This is a genomic window from Tistrella mobilis (assembly GCF_039634785.1).
Classification (GTDB): domain Bacteria; phylum Pseudomonadota; class Alphaproteobacteria; order Tistrellales; family Tistrellaceae; genus Tistrella; species Tistrella mobilis.
The window spans coordinates 94,016-108,841 of the sequence record NZ_JBBIAB010000001.1; the positions used below are offsets into that span (position 1 = coordinate 94,016).

The window sequence follows — 14,826 nt, forward strand, 5'->3', positions numbered from 1 at the left end:
CCCGTCACGTTACATTCGTCACGGTTACACCCGTCACACTCACACGCGGAGATCTGCAGGCCATGGGTGGCAGCGGAATGGGTGCGGGCCTCGCCTGGGTGCTGCTTGCCGGCGCCATCATGGCTGAAATCGTCGCCACCACCTCGATGAAGATGTCGGCCGGCCTCACCCGGCTCGGGCCGACGGCGGTGATGGTGGTCGGCTATCTGATCGCCTTCGGCCTGCTTGCGGTCGCGCTCAAGCGGATCGAGATCGGTGTCGCCTATGCCATCTGGTCGGGGGTGGGTACGGCGGCCATCGCTACCATCGGCGTGCTGGCCTTCGGCGAGAGCATGAACACGATCAAACTGGTCTCTCTGGGGTTGATCGTGCTGGGCGTGATCGGCCTGAACCTGTCGGGCGGCCACTGAGCCCACCTCGCCTGCCAGGCCCCCGCCCCCCGGCGTGTCGCGCGCCGCCGGGGAAAGCGGGCAGGCTCAATCCCGGCCGTCGCGCAGATCGCGGATGTCGCCGATCACCACCAGGGCCACGGCAGGGCCCTCGCCCAGATTGGCGTATTGATGCGCGACATGGGCCTGATAGAAGATCGCATCGCCGCGCTGAAGCACGTGGTTGATACCGCCGACGGTGACGCCCAGCCGGCCTTCCACCACCACCAGATATTCCTCGACGCCATAGCGATGGCCGACGAAGGGCCCCGCCGTCGCCCCCTGGGGCACGGTCACCTGAACCAGGTCCAGCCCGCGCGAGGGGAAGATCGGCGACATCGACCGGCGCTCGAAACCGGTCTCGGGGTCGACGAAGGCCGCCTGATCGGCACGGCGCAACACCAGCACGTCGTGGCGGTCATGCTCGCCCAGCAGGCTTGAGATGGTGACGCCCAGCCCGGCGGCCAGCCGCGCCACGGTCGCCGCCGAAGGGCTGGCCTCGCCGCGTTCGACCTTGGAGATCATCGACTTCGAGACGCCGGCCTTCTCGGCCAGCGTCTGCAGCGTCATGCCGCGGTCGCGGCGAAGCTCGCGGATGCGCCGGGAGACACGGCTCTCGATCTGGCCTGCCTCGCCTGGTGCAACGCCGTCCTCGTCGTCTTCGGGTACAGACCCGGTGTCGTCGATGCTCATGATGTTCCTCGGGGTCGCTGACGCTGATCCGGTCGTCGCCAGCGCGTTCGGGGGCGCGCCGCCGGAAGTGGCCCGAGAATAACCGCGGGCACCGGTCCCGGTCCAGGTACCGTGAGGGGGCGGGTGGAATTCTGTCCAATGGCGGCAGGCGCCCGCGGCCGGTCGTCGTTTTTCATCTCCCGAAACGACGACGGCGGCCGCAGAGCTGTCCGCTCCACGGCCGCCGCCGGATCGTCGGATACGCCGGATCAATAGGCCTGATCGCGCGCCCAGGCGAAGTACAGATCCCAGGCCTTGCGGGCGATCGGGCCGGGCTGAAGATTGCGATCCTCGATCCGGTTGACGCTCGCCACCTTGTTGAAGTTGCCGGTCGAGAACAGCTCGTCGGCATCCTTCAGCTCGTCATAGGTGATCGAGCGCTCGACCACCTCGATGCCGTCGGCAGCGAACAGCTCCATCACCCGCTTGCGGGTAACGCCGGCCAGGAAAGTCCCGTTCAGCTTCGGGGTGTGGACCACGCCGTCCTTGACCATGAACAGATTGGCCGAGGCGAATTCGGCGACATTGCCCTCGGGGTCGAGCATGACCGGGTTGTCGATGCCGCGGCGCGCGCCTTCGTTCAGCGCCCGGCCGGTCATCGGATAAAGGCAGGCCGCCTTGGCGTCGGTGGGCGCCATGTCGGGCCCGGGCCGGCGATAGGGGCTGAGCCCGGTCGAGAAGCTGCCCATCTCGTTCGAGAACGGGATGGCGAACACCGTCATCACGAATTTCGTGCTGTCGGGATTGACCTGAACCATGCCGTCATCGGCGTACATCACCGGACGGATATAGGTCGCCACCTCGCGCGGGAAGCGCTTCACGCCGTCGATCGCCGTGCCGATCACGGTGTCGAGATCGACCTTGGGTTCAAGTTCGAACGACCTGGCCGAGCGGAGCAGGCGGGCGCAATGCCCCTCGAGATCGGGCACCACGCCATCGAAGGAGCGGGCGCCGTCGAAGACCATCGAGGCGAACTGGTAGCCCTGGGACATCGGTCCCATGATCGGCGGATTGCCTTCGACCCAGCGGCCGTCGATATACGACCAGGCCGCCAGGCTCGACAGATTGGCGAAAGCCATGGGGTGCTGCTCCTGCAAGCGATGCCGCTGCCGGTCACGATCCTGCACGAAAGCGGCGGGCCCGCGAGGCTAGGCCCGGATTGAAACCGGGGTCTCGGGAGGGTCCGGAGGCTCGGGCGCCGGTGGCGGGGCAACGGGACGTCGAGATGCCGCTCCTGCCCTCCGTTCCGAGGGCAGGCAGCCGGCATGTTCTGGATGAAAGCATACTCCCTTGCCGCCCACTGTCAAAGCGAAGCAGTCGGCGTTTCATCGCGCATAACGTTCTTTTTATGCCAGCCCGGCCCAACCTCAGAAACCGGCCCAACCTCAGAGACCGGCCCAACCTCAGAGGCCAGCACGTTCGCGCAGGATCCGCGCCGGTGGCACGCGCAGCGCGCCGGCCACCGCCGCCAGCCCCACAGCCAGGGCAAGGCCGATGCCCGCCAGGGCCGATGCCGCCACCGGCAGCACCGAGAAGGCGAAATCGATCTCCAGCAGCCAACGGGTGATCGCCCAGGCGGCCAGCGTGCCGCCGGCCGCCCCGATCAGCCCCACCACCACCGCCACGATCAGGAATTCGATCGCAAGTCCGGCGGCGATGGTCCGACGCGAGGCACCGACCACCTTCATCATCACCGCATCGAAGCGCCGCTTGGACTGGGCGGCCAGCACCGCCGCCGCCAGCACCAGGGCGCCCGCCGCCAGCACGGCGATCGCGGTGATCCGCACCGCCCCCGCCACCCCCTCGATCAGCGCGCCGGCCTGGCGCACGGCATCGCCGACGCTGACCGCCGAGACATTGGGGAAGCGGTCGGTAACCTCGACCATCAGCCCCTCGGCTGCAGCCGGATCGCCCGAAATGGTGGCGATATGTGTGGCCGGCGCCCCGGCAAGGGCGCCCGGCGACAGCACCATCACGAAGTTGAGCGACAGATCCAGCCATTCGATCCGCCTGAGATTGGCGATCTCCACCGTGATGGTCCGGCCCAGAACCAGCACATCCAGCCGGTCGCCGATCTTCGCACCCATGCCCCGGGCCAGCTCGTCATCGATCGAGACCAGCGGCGGCCCGGCATAATCGGCCGGCCACCAGCTGCCTTCGGTCAGCCGGGTACCCTCGGGCATCTCTGCCGACCAGGACATGCCGACCTCGCCGCGGATCGCCCAGCGCTCGCGCTCCACCACATCCGCCTCGTCGATCACCTGGCCGTTCAGCGCCCGGATCCGGCCACGCAGCGTCGGCATGCGGGCAAGGTTCTCAGGCCCCACCGCCTCGGCCGCCAGGCGATCGAAGACCGGCACCTGGTCCGGCTGGATGTCCAGGAAGAAGTATTGCGGCGCCCGCGCGGGCAGGCTGCGATCGATCAGCCGGGTCAGATTGTCCTGCACCAGGGCAAGGGCGGTCAGCACCATCAGCCCGGCACCCAGCGCGGCTGCAATCTCGGCCGTGGGCGCCCCGGGGCGGCGCAGCCCGGCGACGCCCAGGCGCAGCGCCGGCCGCCCCGGCACCCGCACCCGCCGCGCCACCGCCGCAATCCCGATCGAGGCCGCACGGAAGACCAGCAGCGCCACCGCGATCGACAGGATGGCGACCCCGGCCAGGATCGGATCCGCAGCACCGCCCACCACCAGGGCCACGACCAGCGTGCCCGCGGCAAGACCGGTCAGAATCCCCCGGCGGCCGGTGCGGGCGGCCAGCGGCACCACCGCCGCCCGCAGCAGATCTGCGGGCCGCACGCCCGAGGCACGCCCCAGGGCCGGGGCGGTGAAGGCAATCGCCACCCCGGCGCCGATCAGCGCGGCACGCGCCAGAGGCAGCAGGTAAAGATCGGGCAGGATGGGTGTCGGCAGCAGCCCGTCGGCGAAGCCGGCGGCGATCCAGGGCACCGTCGCTCCCGCCACGACACCGATCAGGATGCCGAGCGCCGCCACCACGGCCATCTGCATCATGTAGACCAGGAAAACCGCCGCCGGGCCCAGCGCCAGCGCCTTCAGCACCGCAACCGTGCGGGCCCGCGCCTCGAGATGCGCCCGGGCGGCGCCGGCGACACCGATACCGCCGATGGCGAGGGCAGCCAGCGCCACCAGTTCCAGATGGGTCGCCAGCCGGTCGACGAAGCCCGCCAGGCCGGGATTGGCCCGGTCGAGGGTGCGGGCGCGCCAGCTCTCGGCCGGCCAGGCCGTCTCCAGCGCCGCCACCGTGGCGGTGGGCGAGACACCGGGCGCCAGCAAAGCACGGGTCATGTGGCGCGAGATCGTGCCCGGCGCATCCAGCCCCGCCCGGGCCAGCCCGGCCTGGGCGATCACCACCCGCGGTCCGAGCGCGAACCCGAACCCGCCCTGATCGGGCTGGGCGATCAGCCGGCCGCGGATGGTGAAATCGGCACCGCCCAGTTGCACGACATCACCCGGGGCAAGCCGCAACCGCGCAAGCAGGGTGCCCTCGGCCAGCAGCCCGTCGGCCCCCAACGCCGCAGCCGGTGACCCTGCGATCGGCGGCTCCGTCTCCATCCGGCCCACCAGCGGATAGGCCGCATCCACCGCCAGCACCTGGACCAGGGCGCGGTCGTTGACCGGCGCACCCGGCGCCGCCCCCCGTACCGCACCCCGGGCCCGGACCTCGTCCGGCGTCAGGCGGACCATGCCGCGCAGGTCGACCACGGCCGAGATCGCCGCGGACCGCGCCGCCAGATCGGCCCGGACCGCATCGGGCAGCGGCCGGCCGGTGGTGGCGAGTTCCAGATCACCGCCCAGCAGGGCGCGGGCATCGCGGGCCTGGCCGGCGACCACCGCGGCATCCAGCGCCCCGATGCCGGCCATCGCCGCCACGCCCAGCGCCAGAGAGGCGAGCACGATGGCGAACCCGCCGACCCCCCGGCGCAGATCGCGCAGGGCGAAGCGGATCAGCGCCCGCCAGGGCAGGCCGCGCGCAGACGGCACGGCATGCCCGGCGCGGCCGGCGACCGTTTCGCCCGCGCTCATGGCCGAACCTCGGCCGGAAGCCCCGCCGCTTCGGACAGGCGGCCGTCTTCGATCCGCACCACCCGGTCGGCGCGGCGGGCGAGGGCCTCGTCATGGGTGATGACCATCACCGCGGCCCCGGTCTCGTCGCGATAGCCGAACAGCGCATCGGAAATCAGCCGCGCCGTCGCCCGGTCCAGATTGCCGGTCGGCTCGTCGGCGAGCAGCAGCGACGGGCGATGCACCACCGCCCGGGCAAAGGCCACCCGCTGCTGTTCACCCCCCGACAGGGCTGCCGGATAATGATCGAGACGAGGCCCCAGCCCCACCTGTTCCAGCGCGACCCGGGCGCGATCGTCGGCATCGGCCGCCCCGGCCAGTTCCAGCGGCAGGGCGACGTTCTCGCGCGCGGTCAGCGTCGGAATCAGGTGGAAAGCCTGGAAGACGATCCCGATATGTCGGGCGCGGAGCCGGGCCAGGCCATCCTCGTCGAGCCGGCCCAGATCCTGGCCCGCGATCTCCACCCGGCCGGCGCTCGCCCGCTCCAGCCCCGCAACGATCGCGAGCAGTGTCGATTTGCCCGCGCCCGAGGGCCCCAGCACCGCCAGCGTGCGCCCGGCTTCGAGATCGAGATCGACCGATTTCAGCACGTCGACCGCGGCGGATCCGCGGCCGAACGACACCGACACCTGTTGCAGCCGGATCATGAGATTGAGGAGCCTCCCAGACGTGACCCTGTTCCGACCGACCGATGCCGGCCCCTGCGACCATTCCCGCCATGCCCCGGGCACGGACAATGCCCGTCGCGCGCATGGATCTCCGTCGCCATATGGCGCCGCGACGGGCGGGATCAAACCGGAAGCCCGTTCCGACGGATCGGCGGTGTCGGTTTCACCACACACCCTTCCTTCACGGGCAGACTGCGGATCTCCGACGCGGCGGGCGGTGCTGGGGCTGATCGGCCTCGGCCTCACCGCCCTTCTTGTCCGCCCCGGACCCCTCGGCGCCGCAGAGAACCAGCCGCTGATCCTGGCGCTCGGCGACAGCCTGACCGCCGGCTATGGCCTGCCGGAAGGCGAGGGCCTGGTGCCACAGCTTGAAGCCGCCCTGGAAGCCGCCGGCCGGCCGGCACAGGTGGAGAATGCCGGGGTTTCGGGCGACACCACCGCCGGCGGTCGGGCCCGGCTCGACTGGGCCCTGGGGGGCCTGCCCCGCCAGCCGGACCTGGTGATCGTGGCACTCGGCGCCAACGATGCCCTGCGCGGCATCGCACCCGACGAGGCCAAAGCCAATCTGGACGCCATTCTGGACACGCTCGGCCGCAAGGGCCTGCCGGTGCTGCTGGTCGGCATGCTGGCCCCGACCAATTGGGGCCCGGACTATCGCAAGGCCTTCGATGCGATCTATCCGGCCCTGGCCCGGGCCCATGACGTGCCGCTCGACCCCTTCATTCTTGAGGGCGTGGCGCTGGAGCCGTCACTCGTTCAGCCCGACGGGCTGCACCCGAATGCGGCGGGGGTCAAGAAGATGGCGGCACGGCTGGCGCCCGTGGTGATCGGGGCACTTGATGCCCGGAAGGTGCCGAAGGTGCGTGACTGATTGCACACAATGAAGCGCAGGCTGTCCCCCGTCCGCAGGAATGCTAGGATCGCATCAGGAATGCCCCACGCCGGCAGCCTGTTCCGACCGGCGGCAGACGATACGGAAGGACGAGGAAACCCATGGAGCTTTCGGGCGAATACCGCATCCCCGCCGCCCCTGAGACGGTCTGGGCAAAGCTGGTCGATCCGGCAGCGCTCAAGGACTGCATTCCAGGCTGCCAGTCGGTCGAGCAGACCGGCGAAAACCAGTATGCCGCCGTCGTCACCGCGAAGATCGGCCCGGTGAAGGCCACCTTCAACGGCCAGGTGACCCTGTCGGATTTCGATCCGCCGAAGAGCTACCGCATTGCGGGCGAGGGCAAGGGCGGTGCCGCCGGCTTCGGCAAGGGCACCGCCGATGTGACGCTGGAGCCCGACGGCGCGGGCGGCACCATCCTGCGCTACACGGCCGATGCCCAGGTCGGCGGCAAGATGGCCCAGCTCGGCGCCCGGCTGATTCAGGGCACGGTGCAGAAGCTGGCCGACGAATTCTTCGCCAAATTCGCCGAACTCGCCGCGGCAAGTGAACCGGCCACCCCGGCGGCCGCACCTGCCGCAGCGCCCGCAACGGCAGACACCCCTCAGCCGACACCGCAGCCCGATCGCGGGGCCCCGGTCTCGCCCGCCGCCGCCGGCATGAGCGCGGGCATCTCGCCGGCCGCCGCGGCGATGGATATCGCCGGCCATAACGGCCATGGCCACGACGATCACGGCCATGACGATCATGGTCACGGCCATGGCAGCCACGGCAAGGGCGCGAACCCCGTGGTCTGGCTCGGCGCGCTGGTGGTCGTCTCGCTGGTGATGGTGCTGCTGTTCGGCTGAAGGCCGGACGGCTGATGACGCGGTCTCCCGACGGGACCGCGTCGGTCAGCCGATGACGCGCAACCCCGTCCGGAATCGTGCCGCATTGCGGACATAGCCCTCGGCCGAGCCTTTCAGCATCGCAAGCGCTGCCGCGTCGAGCGGCCGGACCGCCTTTGCGGGGGAGCCCAGGATCAGGCTGCCCTCGGGGAAGTCCTTGCCTTCGGTCACCAGCGCATGGGCGCCGACCAGGCAGTTGGCGCCGATCCGGGCGCCGTTCAGGATGGTGGCGCCGATGCCGATCAGGGCGTTGTCGCCGATGGTGCAGCCATGGACCATGGCGTGGTGGCCGATGGTGACGCCGGTGCCGATGGTGAGCGGCACGCCCCGGTCGGTATGGAGCGTGGCGCCGTCCTGAACATTGGTCCGGTCGCCGACCGCGATCAGGTCGTTGTCGCCGCGCAGCACCGCGCCGAACCAGATGCCGACATCCAGCCCCAGCCGTACCCGTCCGATGACATGGGCATCGGGGGCGATCCAGATCCGGGCGGGATCGGCGATCTCGGGTTCCAGATCGTCCAGGGCATAGAGCGGCATCGGCAGGGTCTCCTCTGGCGGGTGGCGGGCGGCCCGGTCAGTCGGCCGCCTTGGATGGGGGCGCCGTCACGACGCCCGCTGCCAGGATATCGCCGATCTCGGTCTCCGACAGTCCCGCCTCGCGCAGAAGTTCGATACCATGCTCACCCGCCGCGGGCGGCTGGCGGCGCAGACCCGGCCGCCCGCCGGGCAGATGCACCGGCAGGGCCGGAATGCCGGCCCGTGCGGCCGCAGGCCCCCCGGCCCGACCTTCCGAGGCCGCGAGATCCACATCCAGCAGCCCGCCCGAGGCCAGAAGATGCGGGTCGTCGAACAGGTCCGACGGCTTGGCGATCGGCGCGAAAGGCACGCCCAACCGCTCCAGCCGCGCCATCGCCTCGGCCTTGGTCACCCGCCGGAAGGCGTCGGCCACCCGGGGCAGAAAGGCCGGCCGCGCCGCCGCAAGCCGCGGCACGCTGTCCAGCGCCGGATCGGCCAGCAGATCCTCCAGCCCGAAGGCGCCGCAGAAGGCACGCCACTGCCCCATGCTCACCACCCCGGCAAAGACCTGCTCGCCGGGCCGGGCCGTGTCGAACACGTCATAGACCGGCCAGGGCTTGCGCATGCCCGGATCCCCGAAGGGTTCCGGATCGGCCGCCTCGATGGCCGCGCGCGCCATGTGCTGGGCGACCAGGATCATGTTGGTCTCGAACAGGCCCGACTGGACCAGCCCGCCGCGGCCGGTGCTCTCGCGCTCGCGCAGCGCCGCCAGGATCGCGATCACCCCGAACATGCCGCCCATGATGTCGTTGACCGAAGATCCGGCACGCAGCGGCCGGCCGCGCGGCCCGGTCATATAGGCAAGCCCGCCCATCATCTGCACCACCTCGTCGAGCGCGGTGCGGTGCTCGTAAGGCCCGGGCAGAAAACCCTTCAGCGCGCAATAGACCAGCCTGGGGTTGATCTCGGCCATGGCAGCCGGGCCCAGCCCCAGCGCCTCCATGGCGCCGGGACGGAAATTCTCGATCAGCACATCGGCATCTTCCGCCAGCCGGCGGACCAGGGCCACGCCCTCGGGCCGCTTCAGATCGATGCACAGGCTGCGCTTGTTGCGGTTGAAGGTCGGGAAGAAGCCGATCGCCGCCCCGGTCAGCCGGCGGGTGGCATCCCCCGCCGGCCCGGGTTCGATCTTCACCACATCGGCGCCCAGATCCGCCAGGATCATGCCGCAGGACGGCCCCATGACCATGTGGGTGAATTCAAGCACGCGCAGACCGGCAAGCGGCAGGGCGGGCGTCTCCGGGGAGGGGTCGGACAAGGCGGGATCCTTTTAAGATAGCGGGGGCCAGACGACGAAGCCGGGATCAATCGGTCTTCCCCCAGGTCGGCGGAATGCCGGCAGCGGCAACCCGGCCGTGCAGGGCCTCGCCGGGCAGGCCGGCCGACAGCAGCTCCCGCGCCCGGATCAGCCGGTCCAGATCGATGCCGGTGTCGAAGCCCTCGGATTCCAACAGATAGACCAGATCCTCGGTCGTCACGTTACCGACAGAGCCCGGTGCGAAGGGGCAGCCGCCAAGGCCGCCATGGGCGGCGTCGAAGCCGCGCACCCCCTCTTCCAGCCCGGCCAGCACATTGGCGAGGCCGGTGCCGAGCGTGTCGTGCAGATGCAGATTGCCGAGCGGCACCGCCCCCAGTTCGGCGCGCACCGCCCGCACCAGCCGGCGGACCTGACCGGGGGTCGCATAGCCCAGCGTATCGGCCAGCGCCACCGCATCGGCCCCGGCGCGGGCCAGCGCGACGGCGGTGTCGATCACGTCCCGCTCCGGCACCACGCCCTGGCGGGAACAGCCGAAGGCGGTGGAGATGCCCGCCTCGATCCGCGGCCGGCCGGGCCCGCCATTGTGCAGGCGGGCCACGATCTCCGCGACCGCCGCCACCTGTTCGGCACGGCTGCGGCGGACATTGGCCTGGCTGTGCGCCTCGCTGGCCGAGACCGGCAGGATGATCGTGGTGGCGCCGGCCGCGATCGCGGCTTCGACGCCCTTCATATTGGGGGCAAGCACCACGGCATGCAGGTCGGGATGGGCGGCGCGCACCCGGGCGTTGACCTCGGCGGCATCCGCCATCTGCGGCATCAGGGCGGGCGGCACGAAGCTCGCCACCTCCATCTCGCGAAGGCCGGCCGCCACCAGGGCGGCGATCCAGGCAAGCTTGTCGGCTGTGGCCATCACCGCGCGGGCGTTCTGCAACCCGTCGCGCGGGCCGACCTCGCGCACGATCACCGCCGGGCGGCCGCTCGTTTTCTGCGTCATCTCCTGATCCTCCCATGCACCTGCGGGTGCAGGCCGTCCGCATGCGGTTTTCAGGAAGAGTGACTCCGCGGAATACGAAGGAGAATCGCAAAATCGCGCAGGATGCCTCCGCGATCAGCGGATGCTCACCCGGTCTCGCCCAGGCCGCGAGGTGTCAGACCGGCGAGGTGCCAGATCGGCGAGGTGGTCGTGCAGCAGCCGCGCCGCCGGCGACAGCACCGCCGCCGGGCGCCCGACCAGCCGCAGGCGCCGATGTGCCCAGGGCTCGGCGATCGCCACCCCCACCAGGCCCAGCGCCGGCGAGAAGATGTCGAACATGCCGTCGGGGATGACCGCAACGCCCTGGCCGGCCGCCACCATGCGGATGGCGCTGTCCACCGTCGCCACCCGAAAGGCGGCGCGCGGGTTCAGACCGGCCCGTTCGGCCATGTCGTTCAGCAGCAGGGTGATGGCGCCGCCCTCGATGATCTCGATCAGCGGCTCGCGCAGCAGCTCCCCCAGACCGATGCCCTCTCCGCCGGGCCCGCCTCTGCCGGCAAGCGGGTGACCATCCGGCAGCACCGCCAGCAGCCGGTCGCGCCCCCAGGGCTGGCCCGTCAGCCCTTCGGGCAGGGCGGTCCCGATGGTGATGATCCCCAGATCCGCCCGCCCCTCGACCAGCTCGCTCAGAATGGTCAGGCTGGTGCTCTCGATCAGCTCGACCTCGATGCCGGGCCGGGCGTGGGCAAAGGCGGCCAGGGCCTGGGGCAGCGGATGGCCGGCGACCACCGACATGGTCGCCGCCAGCCGCACCCGGCCGAGCCCGCCGCCCGCCACCGCCCGCAGATCATCGGCCAGCCGGTCTCCGAAGGCGAACATCGCCCGGGCATGGCGGGCCAGCACCTCTCCCTCGGGGGTGGGGGTAACCCCACGGGCGGCCCGGTCGAGCAGCCGCACCCCAAGTTCCGCCTCCAGCTCCTGGATGCGCTTGGCCGCGGCCGAAACCGCGATGCCGCAGCGCCCGGCGGCACGGGTGACGCTGCCACAATCGATCGCCGCCAGCAGGATCTGCAGGCTCCGCCAGTCCGGGGGCAGGGTCATGCCGGCCCGTCGCCATCGTCTCCGCGACCATCGGTTGCCGGCGCATCATCGGTCTCGATCGCATCCACCCGGTCCGGGTAGAAGGCGACCCGGCCGCAGATCGATGCCATCGCCGGCAGCGGATCCTCGTAACTCCAGACGGCGTTCTCCCCACGCGCACCGGCCGCGGGGATCGAGAAATAGGCCGCCTCGCCCTTATAGGGGCACCAGCTGGTGTGGCTGGTGCGGGCAAGCGCGCCCATCGCCACATCGGCGCGCGGCAGGTAGAAGACCGGCGGATAGTCGGCCTCCTTCAGCACCACCGCCTTGCGACTGTCGGCGATCACCCGGCCGCCGGCGCGCACCCGGACCCGGCCGGGCCAGGCGGTGACGGTGATCGGATGGTCGGGCCCGGGAACCCGGACCGTGCGTGTTCCGGTCATGGTCTGTCGCTCCTTTGGCTGGCAGGGGCAGACGCCCTCGACGGCGCCCGATCAGATCTGGCAGATCTGGGCATGACCAGGGCGGGTCGGCAAGGGGCGGGGGGCCGGATCATCCCCTCTGCCCGGCGGCTGATCATCCTGCGGGTGATCAATCCCGCCCGCAGGGCTATGCTAGCGGCCATGCCCCGAAAAAGCCCGGACCGGACATGACCGAGATCGCCTCCGCCAAACCTGCCGCCCCGACCGCCCCCGTGGCGCAGGAACATCTGATCCCGACGCCCAGGGGCCGGCTCTTCGCCCGCAGCTGGACGCCGCCCGCTTCGGAGGAACGGGTGGGGGGCGGCGGGGTGCCCGTTCTGCTCTTCCATGATTCGCTCGGCTGCGTCGCGCTCTGGCGCAGCTTTCCGGAACGGCTCGCCGCCGCCACCGGCCGGCGGGTGATCGCCTATGACCGGCTGGGTTTCGGCCGTTCCGATCCCTATCCCGGCCTGCTGCCGATCGATTTCGTCGCCGCCGAAGCGCACGAAGCGGTGCCGGCAATCTGTGACGCGCTCGGTATCGACGGCTTCATCGCCTGCGGCCATAGTGTCGGCGGCGGCATGGGCATCCACACCGCCGCCGCCCTTCCCGAGCGCTGCCGGGCGCTGGTGACCATTGCCGCACAAGCCTTCGTCGAGGACCGCACCATCGCCGGGATCGAGGTTGCCAAGGCCGGCTTCCAGCGGCCTGAAGACCTGGCCAGGCTCGCCCGCTATCATGGCGACAAGGCGCGCTGGGTGGTCGATGCCTGGACCGAGACCTGGCTGTCACCCGTCTTCGCCGACTGGACGGTGGATGCGGCCCGCGCCCGGGTGCGCTGCCCGGTGCTCGCGATCCATGGCGAGCTTGATGAATACGGCTCGCCCGAACATCCCCGCCGCATTGCCGGCACCACCGGCACCGCGCGCATCCTGGCCGGCATCGGCCATGTGCCCCACCGCGAATGCGAGGACGACCTGGTGGAGCTGATCAGCGGCTTCCTGGCCGGGGCCGTGCCGGCGGCGGACTGATCTGCCGCCCGGCCGTGACCCGCGCAACCAGTGCCGGCGGGATCACCGGATTGACGATCTGGATCAGCACCAGCAGGGCCGTTCCGATCCGCCCCGCCAGAAAGGCGAGCAGAGAGCCCATCAGCACGGCGTGCAGCAGCACCCCGCCCGCAACCGTGCCGGCAACCGCCCGCCGGCCCAGATCGGGCCGGCCCAGCGCCATGCGGAAACTCCACGCCGACAGCGGCAGGAACAGGACCAGCGCGGTCACCAGACCGGGGTTATAGGCCCCCTCCACCACGGCCGGCACCAGATGGGCCATGGTATTCACCGCCGGCACCCCCAGCCAGGCCAGCGCCAGCGCCGGCCGCCGCCGCCCCAGCAGCGCACAGACGGGCCCCGCCAGCCAGACCACCGGGATGTTCACGGCGGTGATGAAGGCCTCAGGGATCGGACAGGCGGCGGGATCCGGAAAGCCGAAGGTGGCGCACAGCATGCCCCGGAAGGCATAGGGCACTCCCAGCGCATCGACGCCGTGCTCCTCCACCTGATGGAACAGATAGGCCAGCGTCCCCGCCCAGCACAGCCAGACCGGATCCCGCCAGCGCGTGACGGAACGGTCTCCCCGCAATCCCCCACCGGCCAGCGCGATCGCCAGCGGCACCGCCAGCACCAGCCCGATCCAGGGCCAGAGGTGCGAGAAGCTCATCGACGGGGGGAAGAGATCGGCGACGGGCATGGGGGCATCTCCGCTCGGCATGATCCTCGACAGCATCATAGGCCGGGTCACCGACCATGACGATAGCCGCCACAGCATCCTTCATCGTCGGGCAATCAGACGTATAATCGACCCGCCACCACTTTGGCCGGAGCATCCCCATGGCGAACAAGCAGCCCCGCCCCGAGCGAAAGGTGCCAGGCCGGGTCGAACGTCTCGGCTTCCGGCTGGACGAAGAGACCAAGGAACTGATCGAGCGGGCCGCCCATCTGTCGCGGCGCAAGGTGAGTGATTTCTGCGTCACCGCCCTCGTCGAGACCGCCCGCCGAACGATCGCCGAACATGAGACCCTCGCTCTGTCCGACCGGGATCGTACAGCCTTCTTCGATGCCCTGATCGCGCCCCCCGAACCGAACGACCGGCTCCGCCGCGCCTTCACGGAACACGGGCGGCGCGTGGTTTCCTGAAGATGGCGGCGACGGATCCGGATTTGCGGATCGACGCTCTTGCACCGCATCACGATCGGGCCGGCTTCTCCTGCGGTATCGACGACCTGGATCGCTATCTTGCGACGCAAGGCCGGGCAGGATGTGCGGCGCAAGGCCAATGGCGTCTTCGTGGTAACGGCCTCCGCCCGGCCCGAAACCGTGCTCGGCTATTACACGCTGTGCGCCACCGCGCTTGAGCCGGGAGCGGTCCCCGCTGCCGCCCGGAAGCACATCCCACGCTATCCCCTGGTCAGCGCCACCCTGCTCGGCCGGCTCGCCGTCTCGACGACCTGCCAGGGCACGGGTCTCGGCGCCATCCTCCTCGCCGACGCCCTGCGCCGCGCCTACGCCTCCGCTACGACAATCGGTTCCTGCATGGTGGTTGTTGATGCCCTGAACACACGGGCCGCGGCCTTCTATGCCGCCCATGGCTTCATGCAGCTGCCGGACTCGATGCGGCTGGTGTTGCCTATGGTGGTGGTGGGGAAGATGGTAGGACCGCCAACCGAAAAGCGGTAGCTTTAGCGCTACATCTCTCTCACGAGGTCACTGTGGCCTGCTATCGAGCGGGAGGCAGAT

16 protein-coding genes are annotated in these 14,826 nt (G+C 70.6%); 6 read left to right on the top strand and 10 right to left on the bottom strand.

Annotated elements, in window-relative coordinates; all coding sequences use genetic code 11:
• Positions 1-62 precede the first annotated feature (62 nt).
• Positions 63-410, top strand: a complete 348-nt coding sequence (locus WI697_RS00470; protein ID WP_014746708.1) for a DMT family transporter — start codon at positions 63-65, stop codon at positions 408-410.
• Positions 411-476: 66 nt separating this feature from the next.
• Here WI697_RS00470 and WI697_RS00475 read toward each other — a convergent pair whose 3' ends face one another.
• From WI697_RS00475 to WI697_RS00490, 4 genes are all read right to left on the bottom strand, one after another.
• On the bottom strand, positions 477-1,121 hold the full coding sequence (locus WI697_RS00475) for a helix-turn-helix domain-containing protein (RefSeq protein WP_014746709.1): 645 nt from the start codon (positions 1,119-1,121) through the stop codon (positions 477-479).
• A gap of 248 nt (positions 1,122-1,369) precedes the next feature.
• Positions 1,370-2,239 carry a branched-chain amino acid aminotransferase gene (locus WI697_RS00480; RefSeq protein ID WP_062769896.1) on the bottom strand — a complete coding sequence of 290 codons (870 nt, stop codon included), beginning with the start codon at positions 2,237-2,239 and terminating at the stop codon, positions 1,370-1,372.
• 324 nt (positions 2,240-2,563) lie between these two features.
• Positions 2,564-5,200, bottom strand: a complete 2,637-nt coding sequence (locus WI697_RS00485) for an ABC transporter permease (RefSeq protein WP_345957035.1) — start codon at positions 5,198-5,200, stop codon at positions 2,564-2,566.
• Positions 5,197-5,886, bottom strand: a complete 690-nt coding sequence (locus WI697_RS00490) for an ABC transporter ATP-binding protein (RefSeq protein WP_062770674.1) — start codon at positions 5,884-5,886, stop codon at positions 5,197-5,199. The genes WI697_RS00485 and WI697_RS00490 overlap by 4 nt, the downstream gene beginning before the upstream one ends.
• A 238-nt stretch (positions 5,887-6,124) precedes the next feature.
• On the opposite strand from WI697_RS00490, the gene WI697_RS00495 reads away from it, so the two are divergent.
• Both WI697_RS00495 and WI697_RS00500 read left to right on the top strand, forming a co-directional pair.
• The gene (locus WI697_RS00495) at positions 6,125-6,778 is read left to right on the top strand and encodes an arylesterase (protein WP_345957036.1); all 654 of its coding nucleotides are present in this window, start codon (positions 6,125-6,127) and stop codon (positions 6,776-6,778) included.
• 122 nt (positions 6,779-6,900) lie between these two features.
• The gene (locus WI697_RS00500) at positions 6,901-7,644 is read left to right on the top strand and encodes an SRPBCC family protein (protein ID WP_345957037.1); all 744 of its coding nucleotides are present in this window, start codon (positions 6,901-6,903) and stop codon (positions 7,642-7,644) included.
• 45 nt (positions 7,645-7,689) lie between these two features.
• Here WI697_RS00500 and WI697_RS00505 read toward each other — a convergent pair whose 3' ends face one another.
• The 5 genes from WI697_RS00505 to WI697_RS00525 all read right to left on the bottom strand — a co-directional run bounded on the left by WI697_RS00505 (position 7,690) and on the right by WI697_RS00525 (position 12,013).
• Positions 7,690-8,220 (bottom strand): gamma carbonic anhydrase family protein, encoded by a 531-nt coding sequence (locus WI697_RS00505; RefSeq protein WP_345957038.1) that lies wholly within the window; start codon positions 8,218-8,220, stop codon positions 7,690-7,692.
• Between the two features lie 37 nt (positions 8,221-8,257).
• Positions 8,258-9,517 carry a CaiB/BaiF CoA transferase family protein gene (locus WI697_RS00510; protein WP_345957039.1) on the bottom strand — a complete coding sequence of 420 codons (1,260 nt, stop codon included), beginning with the start codon at positions 9,515-9,517 and terminating at the stop codon, positions 8,258-8,260.
• Between the two features lie 46 nt (positions 9,518-9,563).
• Positions 9,564-10,511 carry a hydroxymethylglutaryl-CoA lyase gene (locus WI697_RS00515; protein ID WP_345957040.1) on the bottom strand — a complete coding sequence of 316 codons (948 nt, stop codon included), beginning with the start codon at positions 10,509-10,511 and terminating at the stop codon, positions 9,564-9,566.
• 114 nt (positions 10,512-10,625) lie between these two features.
• Entirely contained in the window at positions 10,626-11,591 is a 966-nt protein-coding gene (locus WI697_RS00520) for a LysR family transcriptional regulator (RefSeq protein ID WP_345957041.1), read from the bottom strand.
• On the bottom strand, positions 11,588-12,013 hold the full coding sequence (locus WI697_RS00525; protein WP_062770606.1) for a DUF427 domain-containing protein: 426 nt from the start codon (positions 12,011-12,013) through the stop codon (positions 11,588-11,590). The genes WI697_RS00520 and WI697_RS00525 overlap by 4 nt, the downstream gene beginning before the upstream one ends.
• Positions 12,014-12,219: 206 nt before the next feature.
• Here WI697_RS00525 and WI697_RS00530 point away from each other — a divergent pair, with 206 nt between their 5' ends.
• Positions 12,220-13,062 carry an alpha/beta fold hydrolase gene (locus tag WI697_RS00530; protein ID WP_345957042.1) on the top strand — a complete coding sequence of 281 codons (843 nt, stop codon included), beginning with the start codon at positions 12,220-12,222 and terminating at the stop codon, positions 13,060-13,062.
• Here WI697_RS00530 and WI697_RS00535 read toward each other — a convergent pair.
• Positions 13,022-13,780 (bottom strand): HXXEE domain-containing protein, encoded by a 759-nt coding sequence (locus tag WI697_RS00535; protein WP_345957043.1) that lies wholly within the window; start codon positions 13,778-13,780, stop codon positions 13,022-13,024. The genes WI697_RS00530 and WI697_RS00535 overlap by 41 nt on opposite strands.
• Positions 13,781-13,920: 140 nt before the next feature.
• Here WI697_RS00535 and WI697_RS00540 point away from each other — a divergent pair, with 140 nt between their 5' ends.
• Both WI697_RS00540 and WI697_RS00545 read left to right on the top strand, forming a co-directional pair.
• A complete protein-coding gene (locus WI697_RS00540) occupies positions 13,921-14,226 on the top strand; it encodes a type II toxin-antitoxin system TacA family antitoxin (protein WP_345957044.1) in 306 nt (101 codons plus the stop codon).
• A 39-nt stretch (positions 14,227-14,265) separates the two neighbouring features.
• Positions 14,266-14,766 (top strand): GNAT family N-acetyltransferase, encoded by a 501-nt coding sequence (locus tag WI697_RS00545; RefSeq protein WP_345957045.1) that lies wholly within the window; start codon positions 14,266-14,268, stop codon positions 14,764-14,766.
• Positions 14,767-14,826: the final 60 nt, after the last annotated feature.